Raw genomic sequence first — 14,317 nt, 5'->3', positions numbered from 1 at the left:
CGGTATCGAGGACTAGGAAGCGCAAAGGGGTTCGCGAATGTCAAGTGCTTTTGTGCGCCCGCCCCGGCCCGGGAGGATCAGGTCGTCGAGCCCCCCAGCGCGTGCCATGCGGGGCTGTTCGCGTGATCGGCGTTGAACCAGATGAACGGCGGCACGATGGCGCTCGCGAAGATCGACAACCCCACGAACAGGCGCCCGGCCAGCGAGCCGCGCTCCGCGCCGCGAGCAGGTGCCTGTCCACGGGTGCGCTCGTGTCCACGATCGATTGCATAGGTCGCTCCCCAGGCTGCGGCGGACGAGGGCCGTGATGCCCGGGACGCGGCCGTATTGCTTGCCCCGGTGCACGCGCCCGAACGGAAACGCAACCGATGAAAAGGGAAGCCCATGTCCAAACGTCTTGTTGATCCCGCCCGGCGTCCTTCTGCTGAAGCCGGTCCCCGAAACCACGCCGGCGATATCGCCGCGCGAGAGCACCCGGTACTGGCGAATGCAGGGGCTATCGCATTGCCTATACCCACGTGCCGCGACGCGGAGACGGCCCGCAAGGCCGCCGGTCATCTTCCGGCGGGCCCGGCGGATACATCCACTCCTCGACGATCGCCGTCATCGGCCAGACTGCCGGCCGGTTCAGGACGAAGGCTCGGCTGGCACATAAGGCATCAAGGCCCGTTTACGCGACAAGGTACTGCTGCTACGGTATAATAACGTGCACGATGAGGACGGCTTCCCCCGTCTGTCATGGTAACATCCTGAACGTGCAGGGTCATCGGTGGGTCGGGGCTTGGACCAGGAGACTCATGCCGGTGGCGCTTCTCGCGCGGGGGGAAGGAGAGGTGGTGCGCCTTCCGGAAGCCCAGGGCGTGGCATGTACACTCTGACAGAGCTGCTTTTCGACAATAACGGAGTCGCCCTTCATCGCGGACTCAGGAATAGCGATCACCGTCCGGTGGTGGTCAAGACGCTCGATCCGAGGCGGTGCCGGCCGAGGGATCTCGTGCGCCTGAAGAACGAGTACGAGATTGGCCGGAAGCTCGACATCCTGGCGGTCGCGAAGCCCCTCGCGCTCGAGACGCTCGAGGGCATGCCCGCCCTGGTCATGGAGGATACTGGCAGCGAGTCGCTCTGCCGCCTCCTCGGAGCACCGATGGGCGTGGAGAGGTTTCTCCCTCTCGCCGTTTCCATCGCGCAGGCAGTCGCGGAAGTCCACGGCCAGAACGTCGTCCACAAGGATCTCAAGCCGGCAAACATCCTCGTCAATCCCTCGACCGGCGAGGTGAAGATCGTCGATTTCGGGATCGCCTCCCGGCTTCCCCGCGAGCAGCAGGCCGCGCAGCCCCTCCGCCTCATCGAGGGCTCCCTGCCCTACATGTCGCCAGAGCAGACGGGGCGGATGAGCCGGGTGATCGACAACCGCTCGGACCTCTACTCCCTCGGCGTGACGTTCTACGAGATGCTGACGGGCAGGCTACCCTTCCAGGCGAAGGATCCTCTGGAGTGGGTGCATTGCCACATCGCGCGGTCGCCCTCGCCTCCTCGGGAGGTCGTGCCGTCGGTGCCGGAGGTGCTGTCGGCCATCGTCATGAAGCTGCTCTCCAAGGTGGCGGAGGAGCGCTACCAGAGCGCGGCCGGTCTCTGGCACGACCTCGCGCGCTGCCTCACGGCGTGGCAATCGACGAGCCGGATCGAGCCCTTTCCTCTGGGTCAGCGAGACGTGGCGGATCGTTTTCAGACGCCCCAAAAGCTCTACGGTCGCGCGGAGGAGTTCGCCGCGCTCCTCGGCGCCTTCGAGCGGGTGGTCGCCACCGGGACACCCGAAATCGTGCTGGTCTCCGGTTACTCGGGCGTCGGTAAATCGGCCCTGGTGCACGAGCTATACAAGCCGATCTTCCGGCAGCGGGGCTCATTGGTCTCGGGGAAGTTCGAGCAGTACAAGCGCGATATTCCCTACGTCACGATCGTCCAGGCGCTACGCGAACTCGTGCTCGAGCTCCTCGCCCAGAGCGAGGACCGGATCGATACCTTTCGGCAGCGGCTGCGGGCCGCCCTCGGGATGAACGGCCAGCTCATCGTCGACGTAATCCCCCAGGTCGAGCTCGTCATTGGCCGGCAGCCGTCCGTCCCGGAGCTGCCCCTCGCCGAGGCGCAGAACCGCTTCCACATGGTGTTCCGGCATTTTGTCGGGGTGTTTACCCGGAAGGAGCACCCCCTCGCGGTCTTCCTCGACGATTTGCAGTGGGCCGACTCGGCGAGCCTCGGGCTCCTCGAGGATCTGATGACCCACCCAGAGACGCGCCACCTCCTCGTCATTGGCGCGTATCGCGACAACGAGGTGACCGCCTCGCACCCTCTCGTGCGGGTGCTCGACAAGATGCGGAAGGAGGGCGTGCGCGTCTCGGACATCGTGCTCGGCCCGCTCTCCCGGGAGTGCCTCGCCGCGCTCGTCAGCGATACGCTCCATTGCCCCTGCGAAGACGCCGCTCCGCTCGCGAGCCTCGTCCACGAGAAGACGGCCGGCAACCCCTTCTTCGCGATCCAGTTCCTCACCGCGCTCCACGAAGAGCGCCTGATCGAGTTCGACGGGCGCGCCGGTGCCTTTCGGTGGGACTCCGCGAAGATCCGCGAAAAGGGCTTCACTGACAACGTGGTTGCCCTGATGGTCGGGAAGCTCGTGCGGCTTCCCCAATGCGCCCAGCATGCGCTGAAGCAGCTCGCCTGTCTGGGAAACACCGCGGAGGTCACCATCCTGGCGACGGTCCGCGGCCGCTCGGAGGAGGCGTTGCATGCGGACCTGTGGGAGGCCGTCCGCGCGGGGCTGATCCTCCGCATGGGCGGCACGTACAAGTTTCTCCACGACCGTGTCCAGGAGGCGGCCTATTCGCTCATCCCCGCAGGCGAGCGGGCGGCGATGCACCTGGAGATAGGCCGGCTGCTCTCGGCGCGTACGGCGCCCGACGAGTTCGAGGAGAAGATCTTCGAGATCGTGAACCAGCTCGACCTCGGCGCCGCGCTGATCACGTCGCGGCAGGAGAGCGAGCGGGTGGCTGAGCTCAACCTCGTCGCGGGCAAGCGCGCCAAGGCGAACGCGGCCTACGCCTCGGCATTGAAGTACCTGGCTGCCGGCTCGACGCTCCTCCCGGAGGAGACCTGGGACCGGCGGTACGAGCTCGTCTTCGCGCTCGAGCTCCACCGGGCCGAGTGTGAGTATTTGACGGGCGAGCTCACGTCCGCGGAAGAGCGGCTTTCGACGCTCTGGCGCCGCGCCGGGAACCTCATTGACCTCGCGGTCGTCACGTGCGCGCGCCTCAACCTTTATACCACCCAGGATCGGACCGACCGCGCCGTCGACGCTGGCCTCCAGTACCTCCGGCTCATCGACATCGAGTGGTCGCCGCACCCGACGGCGGAAGAGGTCCAGCGAGAATACGAGCGGATGTGGCGACAGCTCGGGGGACGGCCGATCGAGGGGCTCATCGATCTGCCGTCGCTCTCGGATCCGCGCTGGCGGGCGACGATGGACGTCCTCACGATGCTCGCGCCCCCGGCCCACTTCATCGACAAGAACCTGAGCTGCATCGTCATTGCTCGCATGGCGAACATCAGCCTCGAGCATGGCAATAGCGACGCGTCGTGCTTCGCCTATGGCTGGCTCGGCACCGTCCTTGGACCGCTCTTCGGCGACTATCCGACGGGGTTCCGCTTCGGCAAGCTCGGCCTCGATCTGCTGGAGAACCGCGGGCTGCTCCGCTTCAAGGCCCGCGTCTACCTGCTCTTCGGCAAGAGCATCAATCCATGGTCGAAGCACCTCCGCACTGGCCTCGAGTGGCTGCGGCGCGCCTTCGCCGCGGCGCAGGAGACCGGCGATCTCACGTATGCGGCCTATGCCTGCAACCAATCCTTGACGCTCCTGCTCGCTGCGGGAGATCCGCTCGGCGAGGTGCAGCGAGAGGCCGACGACGCGCTCGAGTTCGTGCAGAAGGCGAAGTTCGGTCACGTCGTCGACTCCATCACCGGACAGCGCGTGCTCATCCGGGTTCTTCGGGGCAAGACGCCGGATTTCGCCTCCTTCAACGACGCCGAGTTCGACGAGGGCCGGTTCGAGCGGCACCTGGAGAACGATCCGCGCCTCTCGATCGCCACCTGCTGGTACTGGATCCGCAAGCTGCAGGCGCGCTTCTTCGCGGGCGCTTTCGCCTCCGCGGTCGAGGCCGCGTCGAAGGCGGAGCGGCTCCTCTCGACGTTGCCATCCTGCTTCGAGCAGGCCGAATACCATTTTTATGGCGCGCTCGCGCGGGCAGCGCACCTCGACACGACGCCTGGCGACGAGCGGCCCCGGCACCTCACGGAGCTCGTCGCCCACCACGAGCCGCTCGCGGTGTGGGCCGATAACTGCCCCGAGAACTTCCGGAACCGCGCCGCGCTGGTCGGCGCAGAGATCGCGCGCATCGAAGGGCGGCACCTCGACGCCGAGCGCCTCTACGAGGAGGCCATCCGCTCCGCGCGCGACAATGGCTTCGTCCACAACGAGGCGGTCGCCTACGAGACGGCCGCGCGCTTCTACCGTGCGCGAGGCTTCGAGCTCTTCGCCGACACCTACCTGCGCGAGGCCCGCGCTCGCTATCTTCGCTGGGGCGCCGACGGCAAGGTGCTGCAGCTCGACCAGCGCTACCCCCGATTGCTGGAAACGAAGCCGATCGCGCCCACCGCCACCTTCGCGGCCCGACCCGAGCAGCTCGACCTGCTTTCGGTGACCAAGGCCTCGCAGACCATCTCGAGCGAGATCGTCCTCGACAAACTGGTACGCACGCTGCTCGAGGTCGTCCTCGAGCAGGGCGGCGCGCAGAGGGCTTGCCTCATCCTGTGTCAGGGCCAAAGCCTCTCGATCGAAGCGGAGGCCGCCCTCGAAGAGAGAGGGGAGGTGACGAGCTTCCGCCAGACTTCGCCGGTGGAGGTCTCACAGCGCGTCCCTGTGTCGCTCGTCCACTACGTGCAGCGGACGAGGGAGCGCGTCATCCTCGGCGACGCCGCCTCCGATGCAGGGAAGTTCTCGGGTGACGACTACTTCGCGCGGCACAAGCCCAAATCCGTCCTCTGCATGCCCATCCTGAGGCCGGCCGAGGTGATCCATTTCCTCTATCTCGAGAACAACCTCCTCGCCGGTGCCTTCACGCTCGACCGGCTCGTCGCCCTGGAGCTCCTCGCCACGCAGGCGGCGATTTCCATGGAGAAGGCGCTGCTCCACGGCAAGGAGCAGGCAGCGCGGGCGGCGGCCGAGGAGGCGGAGCGGCGCGCGGCTTTCCTGGCCGAGACGGGGGTCATCCTGTCGGAGTCGCTCGATTGCGAAGAGACGTTCGCCCGCCTGGTGCGGCTCTGCGTGCGCTCGCTCTGCGATTGGTGCGTGATCGATATCGTGGAGTGTGAAGAGATCCGGCGTATCGCCGGGGCCCACAAGGACCCCGCGAAGGAGCCGCTGCTCGAGGAGCTGAAGCAGCGCTACCCTCCTCGGAGGGATTCGCCGCACCCGGCTGCCATGGTCCTGCGGACAGGAAAGGCGCTCCTGTTTCCCGAGCTCTCCGTCGAAGACATCCGGGCTACCTGTGATGATGACGCGCACGCGGGGCTCATCCGCGCGCTGGGGACGCGGACGGGCTTGGCGGTGCCGCTCGTGGCGCGGGGGCAAACGCTCGGGGTGCTGAGCATCGCCTCGTCCGCGCCGGGGCGCCGCTATGGGGACGCCGACCTCACGCTGGTCCAGGAAGTGGCGCGCCGGGCCGCGACCGCGATCGACAACGCGCGCCTCTACCGCAAGACCCAGGAGGCCATCCGCGTGCGGGACGAGTTCCTCTCGGTGGCCTCGCACGAGCTCAACACGCCGATAACGTCTCTCACGCTCGCGTTGCAGTCGATGAGCAGGGCCATCCAATCGGGTCGACCCTCCGACGGGCAAGCCGTGGGCAAGCTGGTCGAGCGCGCCTTGCGGCAAGGGGCGCGCCTGGCTCGGCTGAACGATGATCTTCTGGATGTCTCGCGAATTCACGCGGAACGGCTCCCCCTGGAGCCGGAGGACGTCGACCTCGGGGCCCTCACCCGCAACGTGGTCGAGCAATTCACCTTGGATCTGGCGCGGGCCAGGTGTGCGGTCTCGGTCCGGGACAGCGCCCCGATCGTGGGCCATTGGGATCGCTCCCGCGTCGAGCAGATCGTCACCAACCTCCTCTCCAATGCGATCAAGTTCGGGGCCGGCAAGCCCATCGAGATCTCCCTCGGCGAGGAGGCCGGGACAGCGTGGCTCGCGCTGACGGATCATGGAATCGGTATCGACCCAGCGAGGCAGGGCCGGATCTTCGAGCGCTTCGAGCGCGCCGTATCCAAGAACTACGGCGGGCTTGGGCTCGGCCTGTACATCAGCCGGACGATCGCGGAGGCGCACGGGGGCACGCTCCGTGTCCAGAGCGAGCCGGGTGTGGGAGCCACCTTCACCCTTAAACTCCCTTGCGCCGGGCCGGCCTTGACCGGACTGATGTCGTAGACCGAGAGGTACATCACGAGGAGCAACGCGCGGTTCCAGATAGCGTCGGCCACATTCGTTGCGTAGTCAGCCAAAAGGGCCAAGATGCGAAAACGACCGAGCGAGCTCTGTTCATCTCGTCTCCCCAGCGACACCTGCCGGCCGCGCAGGCCATCTCGAGCCGCGCGATGGTCGAGCGAATCTTCACTGCGCTAGGCGCGAGCCAGCCGCCGCGCTACCGCAAGCTGGGCGACTTCATGCTGCGCGGGCTCGGCATCGTCATTCCCATGCTGGGCCGATGGCGCTGAAGGGGGTGGTCGTTCCTCGGCTCAAGACAGGTCCGCTCGCCCGCGTTACCAACCCGTTACCACGACTCCATTCCGCTGCGGTCCGTGCGGCGGACCGATGACCGTGACGAACAGCAAGCGCAGCTACGAGACCGTGAAGGTCTACGGCTGCGCCTACAGCCGCGACAGTGTACTGCTCACGCCGATCGAGACGCCCGAAGAGAAGCGGTTTGGGGTGGAGGGTTCCGCGAACGTGTGGGCCCTGTTCGCGGCTGGATGTCTTCAATCAGCGTCCCCAGGGGGATTGGGAACGTTAATGAGGAAGGGGATGAGGGAGCGAGGATGGGGGGGCGGCGTGAGGGGCGCCGCGAGCATCATGTTCACCCCGTCATGGTCAGGTCCCTCGCGCGGCTGGCCGGGTATCCACGCCCAAGCACAAAAGCCCGGTGATCAGCGCGAGCACAATGGAGACCGTAGAGTGGGCAGCGTCGGTGGTGGGGGCGGTGGTGGTTGCCGTGGCGACCGTGGGCGTCAACGCGGGATCAGGTAGATCGCGGGCTCTGCGCTCAGGTTGCGCTTGACCTCGCGGGTGCGTTCATCGGCCAGCACCTCGCTTTCGCCGGCTTCCAGCGCATCGAGGGCGCGGGCGACGATGTCCTCGGGAGTGGCCTTGGGCGCGCTGATGCCGTGGGTCAGGTCGGTGTCGACGAAGCCCATGTGCAGCGTCAGCACCTGGGTGCCCTGCGGGCGCAGGTCGTTGCGTAGCGCGTTGCTCAAGCTCCACAGCGCGGCTTTCGACACAGCGTAGTTGGCCAGGGTCGGGGCAGAGAGCCAGCTTGCGACGGAGGCCACGTTGAGCAAGGCGCCGCCGCCGTTGCGCGAAAGCACGGGCGCGAACGCCTGACTGACACGGAGCACACCGAAGAGGTTGGTCTCCAGGTGGCGGCGCAGCACGGTCTCGGCCTCGGGGGTGTTGAAGCTTCCGAATGTGGCGATGCCGGCGTTGTTGATGACGAGCGTGGTGTCGGTCGCAGCCGCAGCCGCGGCGCTCACGTCCTCGGGCGAGGTCACGTCCAGCTTCACGGGCGTCACGCCTGCGAGCTCGATGCTCGAGGGGTTCCGCGCGGCGGCGTAGACCTTGCGCGCTCCGCGCTCGAGGACGGCCTTGGCGAAGGCCAAGCCGATACCGCGGTTGGCGCCGGTGATGAAGACGGTCGCGTTCTGGATGTTCATGGTCACTATCCGGGTGATGGTTGTGTTTCTTACTTCTGGCAGCATGAGTCGGGGTGTCGGCGTCCGCGCCAGGCAGCCGAATATTACGACCATCATATTATGATCATCATATGTACCTGTCAACCCAGCCCCGTGGCCGCTAACGCTCCCGATCAGGGAGCGCGGCGGGTCCGCTCGGCCCTGACGAGCTCGCCGAGGACGAACGCTCTTACCTTGGGCAACGGGTTCGACGGGAACCGACGATCGTACCGCTCGAACGCCGCCCGTGCGTCCGCGATGTCGCCTTGCTCCAGCGCACCCACCGCCCGATTCAGCAAGGCCGAGCTTCGGTCACCGGATCCGCAGGACGCGGCATCGAACTCGGCGGGCTCGGCGGCGGCGCAGGTGATGATGGCGCTACTGTCGGCGAAGCGGCAACAGCCGGGGGAATGCGCTCGTCGAGGTGGCTCCTCGTGGCCTCTGGCACGACCGCCGCGGGACGCATGAGGAGATAAACGACGACCGCTCCGACAATCCCGCCTGTGATGTTTCCTCCAAGAAACGACGCCACGTCCGGCCCGGCCTGCCCGGTGCCTGGAGCTTCGCCGTCCGGCGCGGTCGCGGGCGTTTCCGGTCCCGTTGATCCAGAGCCCTGCTCGACGACGGCGCGAAGCCGCTCCCGCAGCTCCTCCGGAACGTGCTCCGTGCGAGCGCGCAGGAACGCGAACAGCCCGTCCACCGCGAAGGGCAGGACGACCATGCCGTTGTCGCGCATCTTCCTCTTTGATCCGCCGCGTGAAATCTTCCTCGAGCCAACCATCCCGGCACGCGGAGCGCAAGCTGCGCGAGTAGCTCGCGAGGATCATCTGGGGTGTCGGATCGTCGGGTCACGTTCTATGGATTGGGTTGGGCGCCCGAAAGGGACACCCAAATCGTACACTTCAGAGAAACGCTCACCGGCTCCGGCGGGGCGGCCGCCGGCGCGGGCCCTCGGGCGCCGGATCTGATGGCTCGTCTCTCGGCGCTGCTTCGAGGCCCGCGAGAATGAGCTGGATCCCGTAGCGGAACCGCGCATCGAGGTCGGCATCGAGCAAATGCGTGGAGGCCTGCCCGAGGTGCGGGTACGCGCCGCGGGCGAGCGCCGCCCGGAGGTGCTCCGGATCGACCCTGCCGCCCTCCGTACCGGGAAGTGGCGCCAGGGCTTGCTCCTCGAGGGTGAAGCCGATCGTGTAGTAGACCATCGTCCAGGTCCCCCACGCGGCGGCGCGCGGCGAGAGCCCTGCCTCACGCAGCGCGCCGACCCACGTGTCCGCGAAGCGGAGCGTGTTCTCCTGCGTTACGTAGGTCCCCGCGAAGACCCGCGCTCCGTCGCGGTGCGCGAGCAACGCCCGGCGGAGCCGCTCGGCCATGTTGGCCGCCCGATCCATCCACGTGAGCCCCTCCGGGGCGCGGGCCACGCAGTCCGCCAGCATGGCTTCCGCCATGGCGTCGAGCAGCTCCTGCTTGTTCTTCACATGCCAGTAGAGCGTGGCCGCCTGCACGTTCAGCTCCTGCCCGAGCCGGCGCATCGTCAGCGCGTCGAGCCCGACCTCGTCCAGGAGGCGCAGCGCCGTCGAAACCACCAGCTCGCGTCGTAGTCGCATCGCAGTTCCCCGTTCTTTTCTTCCTTGCTTGCCCGAGGCGGGAGGACGAGCCCGCGCCGCCGCCTTGACTCTAACACCGTTCGAGTTACTCTAACGTTGTTAGAGTTAGAGACCTGGAGGTTCCGTGATGGTGGATACGGACGTGGTGATCGTGGGCGCAGGTCCGGTCGGGCTGATGCTGGCGTGCGAGCTCGCGCTCGCGAGGGTCCGGGTGCGCGTGCTGGAGCAGCGGACGGCGCGGATGGAGCAGTCGCGCGCGCTCACGCTGCACCCGCGCAGCATCGAGATTCTCGACCAGCGCGGGATCGTGGGCCGCTTTCTGGAGCGCGGGGTCCCGATCCCCACGGGGCATTTCGCGATGCTCGACACCCGGCTCGACTTCTCGCGCCTCGACACGGAGCACCCCTACACGCTGTTCCTGCCCCAGGCCCGCAGCGAGGAGCTCCTGGAGGCGCGGGCGCGCGAGCTGGGCGCCGAGATCCTGCGCGGCCACGCGGTCGTCGAGATCATGGAGCGGGAAGGGAGCGTCGCGCTGCGGGTCCAGGGCCCCGAGGGCCTGCGCGACGAACGCGCAAGCTACGCCGTGGGCTGCGACGGGGCGGCGAGCGTGGTGCGCCGCTCGATCGGCATCGCCTTTCCGGGGAGCGAGACGACGCTGACGGCTTTCCTCGGCGACGTCGAGGTCGCGGAGCCTCCTGCCCGTCCGGGCTCCCGCGTGGGCCCGCACGGCGGCGTGATGGTGGTTCCTCTCGGCGACGGAGGCTACCGCTTCGTCGTATTCGATCCTCGGAGGATGCACGCGGATAGGTCCGAGCCGGTCACGCTGGACGAGCTGCGGAGCTCCGTGCAGCGGATCCTCGGCACGGACTTCGGAATGCGCGACCCTCGCTGGCTGTCGCGCTTCGGCAATGCGACGCGGCTCGCGGAGCGATATCGCGCAGGGCGCGTCTTTCTCGCGGGCGACGCCGCGCACATCCATTTCCCCGCCGGCGGCCAGGGGCTCAACGTCGGTCTGCAGGACGCGATGAACCTCGGCTGGAAGCTCGCTGCCGCCGTGAAAGGCTGGGCGCCGCCCCACCTTCTCGACAGCTACCACGAAGAGCGACACCCCGTCGGCCGCGCCCTCGTGCGCAATACGGAGGCCCAGATCAGGCTGATGGACGTCTCGGATCCCGGCCTGGCCCTCCGCGAGATGATGAGCGACCTGCTCGGCATCGAAGCCGTGAACCGGCGCCTCGCCGGGCAGATCAGCGCGATCGACATCGCTTATCCTCCTGCCGAGGGCGCGTCGGCACACGCATGGGTCGGCAAGAGGGCGCCCAACCGCGCGCTCGAGACGGGCCGCGGCGCGGCGCGCCTTCACGAGCTCTTGCACGCGGGTCGGTATGTGCTGCTCGATTTCGCCGACGACGCAGAGCTCCAGGCCGCGAGCGAGGCGTGGGGCGATCGCATCGACGTCATCCAGGCCAAGGTCGCGGCCCCGCAGACCGATCTATCTGTAATCGATGCGCTCCTGGTGAGGCCGGACGGGCACGTCGCCTGGGCGAGCGACGGCGAAAGGCGCACGACGCGCCTCGACGGTCTCCGGGCTGCGCTCGCGCACTGGTGCGGGCACGCTCGATGAGCGGTCTCGTTGATTTTGGAGTCGACTTGCTTCCAAGGGTCGAGCCCGCGGGCAAGTCGAAGCAGGCTTCCTTGAAAGGGTGGTCCACAAGAAGTTTGGCCGGCTCCGTCTGGTCATGCCAAACCCTGTGGCGTGGTCATCCAAGATCGTCCGTCGGAGGCGCGGCTACCTAGGCGCCACATGGCGATGAACCTGCGTTCGTTTTTCAGCGCTGCCGCGCTCACCATGACTGCGCTCCCCGCAATCTGCACGCTCGTGGCGTGCGCGTCATCCGAGCCTATGGGCACAGGCTCGGGGGGCGGTGGAAGTGGTGGCGGCAGGGCGACGGGCGGCAGTGGGCCCATCATGAACGACGCAGGCGTAGAGCCAGAAGGCGGCGCCGAAGACGCAGGACCGCAAGGCGACGACGGGGGGCAAGGTACGCCCGATGCGGGGAATGGCGACCCGGGCTACGGCCTCGACGGATGCTGGATCACCCAAACGAACTCGGGCAATACCCAGCTCGATCTCGACGAGGCGCAAGGGAAGGTGACGGGCACCCAGTCCTACGCAGGGATCAGTTATCCCGTCGAGAATGGGGTGGTCGATGCGCAAGGGCTCCGCTTCACGGTGAACTGGTCGAACTACAACTTCACGTGTGAATACAACTACACCGTTGTGGGACCGGCGTTTCTCTCCGGCGTGAGCAATTGCGCCGGCAACAAGCAGACGATGACCGCAGACCGCACCTGTCCCTGACAACCTGGAACCAGCCCCATCCCAACCGAACCATCGCCATCGCCGCCGCGCCTGGTCGAGTCCGGTGTCGAGTCAGCGCAGCGCCGGGTAGTCCGTGTAGCCCTTCTCCTCGCCCGTGAAGAAGGTGGCGACGTCCGGCGGGTTGAGCGGGGCCTCGCGCCGGAAACGCTCCGGGAGGTCCGGATTGGCGAGGAACGGCACGCCATAGGCGACGAGATCGGCTTCGCCCCGGGCCAATGCCTCCTCTCCAGCGCGCGCGTCGTAGCCGCCGTTGACGATGAAGGCGCCCTGGAAGGCCTTGCGCAGCAGCGGGGTGATGCGCTGCTCCGCGCTCGGCACCGCGTTGCCCGACACGGCCTCGGTCACATGCAGGTAGCCGAGTCCCAACCGGCGGAGCTCCCGGGCTATGTAGGTGAAGGTCTCGACCGGGGTGGAGTCCTTCATGCCCGCGTAGGGGAACGGTTGCGGCGAGAGCCGGTAGCCCACCTGCTCCGCGCCCCAGACGCCCGCCACCGCCTGGGCCACCTCCAGCGGGAGGCGTGCCCGGTTCTCGATGCTGCCGCCGTAGGCGTCCGTGCGCTGGTTGGAGCCATCCCGCAGGAATTGGTCCAGCAGGTAGCCGTTGCTGCCGTGCAGCTCGACGCCATCGAAGCCCGCCTCCCGGGCGTTCTCCGCCGCGCGCCGGAATTGCTCGACGATGCCGGGAATCTCCTCGGTCTCGAGCGCTCGCGGCGTCACGATGCGCGTCTTGCCCTTGAACGTGAAGACCTCTCCTTCGTAGCCGATCGCCGAGGGCGCTACAGGCAACTGGCCGTCATGGAAGTCCGGGTGCGAGACGCGCCCGACATGCCAGAGCTGGGCGAAGATGACTCCACCCCATGCATGGACGGCGTCCGTCACCTTCCTCCAGCCCGCCACCTGCTGGGGCGAGTGCATGCCGGGCGTGCGGATGTACCCAACGCCCTGGGGGCTGACCTGGGTGGCCTCGGTGATGAGGAGCCCCGCCGAGGCGCGCTGCTCGTAGTACGTCGGCGCCAGGGGGCTGGGCACGTTGCCATCCACGAGCGCCCGGCTGCGCGTCATCGGCGCCATCACCAGCCGGTTCTTCAGCTCGAGGCGGCCCAGGCGGAAGGGGGACAGGAGCTTCGAAACGTTTGCCATGGTTCTTCCTTGTTGAGGTCTGGTGGACAGAAAATGGGCAGGCCGCTATGGACGTGCCATGGCATCCAGTCCAAATAAATTGACCGATCGTCCAGCGCCAGTGGACGAGCCGGTAACCGACGTCCTCGCGGATGTGCTGGACGCGATGCGTCTGACGACCCTCATGCATGGTCGCTTCGAGCTGGGTGCTCCCTGGGGAATCCGGTTCCCGGAGAGCCCCGGCGCGCACATCGTCATCGTCGCGCGTGGGAGCGCTCGCCTGGAGGTCGAGAAAGTCGAGGGAGCCATCGTCCTGTCCGCCGGTGATCTGGCGCTGTTTCCGCACGGCGGAGGGCACACGCTGCGCGATGCGGAAGGCAGCCCGCTCCACATGCTCGGACACGGTGAATGTCAGCGGGCCCGCGGGGTAGGGCCGATCCGGCTCGGCGGTGATGGGACCCGCACCACCCTGGTCGCGGGGACCTTCCGGCTCGGCGCCGCGCCTCGCACGCCGTTGTTCGAGGGGCTTCCACGCGTCATTCACGTCACCGCGGACGATCCCGCGATGTCCCCCTCGCTGGCGCCCCTCGTGCAACTGCTCATCGCGGAGAGCGCCTCGGTAAGCCCGGGCGCGACCGTCATCATGAGCCGGCTCGCGGACATCCTGTTCGTGCAGGCACTCCGGACGCACATCGCGGCGCGCCAGTGCCACGAGCACGGGCTGTGTGCGCTCGCGGATCCGCAGATCCGCAAGGCCCTCTCCCTCATCCACGAGAGACCCGCCGAGCCCTGGACCGTCGAGCGTCTCGCGACGGCCGTTGCCCTCTCGAGGTCCAGCTTCGCCGCGCGCTTCAGCTCGCTCGTCGGAGAGCCCCCGCTCGAGTACCTCGCGCGGTGGCGGATGACGAAGGCCGCCCAGTTCCTTCGGGAGAGCGAGCTACCACTGATCGAAGTCGCGGAGAGCATCGGTTACCAGAGCGAGGCGTCGTTCAATCGGGCCTTCAAGCGCTGGGGCGGCGTGGCCCCAGGCGCATACCGGCGAGAACACCGCCGGGGTGAACGGCATGAGGCCTGATCTCCCCGATGCGCCTTAGAGGCGCTTGCGCACACGCAGCGCAGCACGACGCCCGGGTGCCGGCGCTCACGTGAGCGCGACAGGTGGGCGAAG

8 protein-coding genes are annotated in these 14,317 nt (G+C 67.6%); 4 read left to right on the top strand and 4 right to left on the bottom strand.

The features are described from left to right. Nucleotides 1–865: 865 nt before the first annotated feature. A complete protein-coding gene (locus POL67_RS05680) occupies nt 866–6,526 on the top strand; it encodes a sensor histidine kinase (protein WP_271916033.1) in 5,661 nt (1,886 codons plus the stop codon). Between the two features lie 797 nt (nt 6,527–7,323). Here the strand turns inward: POL67_RS05680 and POL67_RS05675 are convergent. The 3 genes from POL67_RS05675 to POL67_RS05665 all read right to left on the bottom strand — a co-directional run bounded on the left by POL67_RS05675 (nt 7,324) and on the right by POL67_RS05665 (nt 9,647). After that, entirely contained in the window at nt 7,324–8,025 is a 702-nt protein-coding gene (locus tag POL67_RS05675) for an SDR family oxidoreductase (protein ID WP_271916032.1), read from the bottom strand. A gap of 152 nt (nt 8,026–8,177) precedes the next feature. Next, nucleotides 8,178–8,342 carry a hypothetical protein gene (locus POL67_RS05670; protein ID WP_271916031.1) on the bottom strand — a complete coding sequence of 55 codons (165 nt, stop codon included), beginning with the start codon at nt 8,340–8,342 and terminating at the stop codon, nt 8,178–8,180. A 615-nt stretch (nt 8,343–8,957) separates the two neighbouring features. After that, the gene (locus POL67_RS05665; RefSeq protein WP_271916030.1) at nt 8,958–9,647 is read right to left on the bottom strand and encodes a TetR/AcrR family transcriptional regulator C-terminal domain-containing protein; all 690 of its coding nucleotides are present in this window, start codon (nt 9,645–9,647) and stop codon (nt 8,958–8,960) included. A gap of 127 nt (nt 9,648–9,774) precedes the next feature. On the opposite strand from POL67_RS05665, the gene POL67_RS05660 reads away from it, so the two are divergent. Both POL67_RS05660 and POL67_RS05655 read left to right on the top strand, forming a co-directional pair. Beyond that, on the top strand, nt 9,775–11,271 hold the full coding sequence (locus POL67_RS05660; protein WP_271916029.1) for a monooxygenase: 1,497 nt from the start codon (nt 9,775–9,777) through the stop codon (nt 11,269–11,271). A gap of 186 nt (nt 11,272–11,457) precedes the next feature. Then, complete coding sequence (locus POL67_RS05655; RefSeq protein WP_271916028.1) at nt 11,458–12,009, top strand: hypothetical protein; 552 nt, start codon at nt 11,458–11,460, stop codon at nt 12,007–12,009. Nucleotides 12,010–12,081: 72 nt separating this feature from the next. Here the strand turns inward: POL67_RS05655 and POL67_RS05650 are convergent, their stop codons facing one another. Continuing rightward, on the bottom strand, nt 12,082–13,170 hold the full coding sequence (locus POL67_RS05650; RefSeq protein ID WP_271916027.1) for an alkene reductase: 1,089 nt from the start codon (nt 13,168–13,170) through the stop codon (nt 12,082–12,084). Between the two features lie 58 nt (nt 13,171–13,228). Between POL67_RS05650 and POL67_RS05645 the strand changes: the two genes are divergently transcribed. Next, nucleotides 13,229–14,224, top strand: coding sequence for an AraC family transcriptional regulator (locus POL67_RS05645; RefSeq protein WP_271916026.1), 996 nt, complete (start codon nt 13,229–13,231; stop codon nt 14,222–14,224). The last annotated feature ends 93 nt before the right edge of the window (nt 14,225–14,317 follow it).

This window comes from Polyangium mundeleinium (assembly GCF_028369105.1).
GTDB classification, from domain to species: domain Bacteria; phylum Myxococcota_A; class Polyangia; order Polyangiales; family Polyangiaceae; genus Polyangium; species Polyangium mundeleinium.
The sequence above is the reverse complement of the archived record's forward strand: the minus strand, read 5'-3'. Positions and strand labels throughout refer to the sequence as shown.

Coding starts and splice junctions, on each gene's coding strand:
- POL67_RS05660 (WP_271916029.1), top strand. CDS start 9,775: ATGGTGGATACGGACGTGGTGATCGTGGGCGCAGGTCCGGTCGGGCTG.
- POL67_RS05655 (WP_271916028.1), top strand. CDS start 11,458: ATGAACCTGCGTTCGTTTTTCAGCGCTGCCGCGCTCACCATGACTGCG.
- POL67_RS05680 (WP_271916033.1), top strand. CDS start 866: ATGTACACTCTGACAGAGCTGCTTTTCGACAATAACGGAGTCGCCCTT.
- POL67_RS05675 (WP_271916032.1), bottom strand. CDS start 8,025: ATGAACATCCAGAACGCGACCGTCTTCATCACCGGCGCCAACCGCGGT.
- POL67_RS05645 (WP_271916026.1), top strand. CDS start 13,229: ATGGCATCCAGTCCAAATAAATTGACCGATCGTCCAGCGCCAGTGGAC.
- POL67_RS05650 (WP_271916027.1), bottom strand. CDS start 13,170: ATGGCAAACGTTTCGAAGCTCCTGTCCCCCTTCCGCCTGGGCCGCCTC.
- POL67_RS05665 (WP_271916030.1), bottom strand. CDS start 9,647: ATGCGACTACGACGCGAGCTGGTGGTTTCGACGGCGCTGCGCCTCCTG.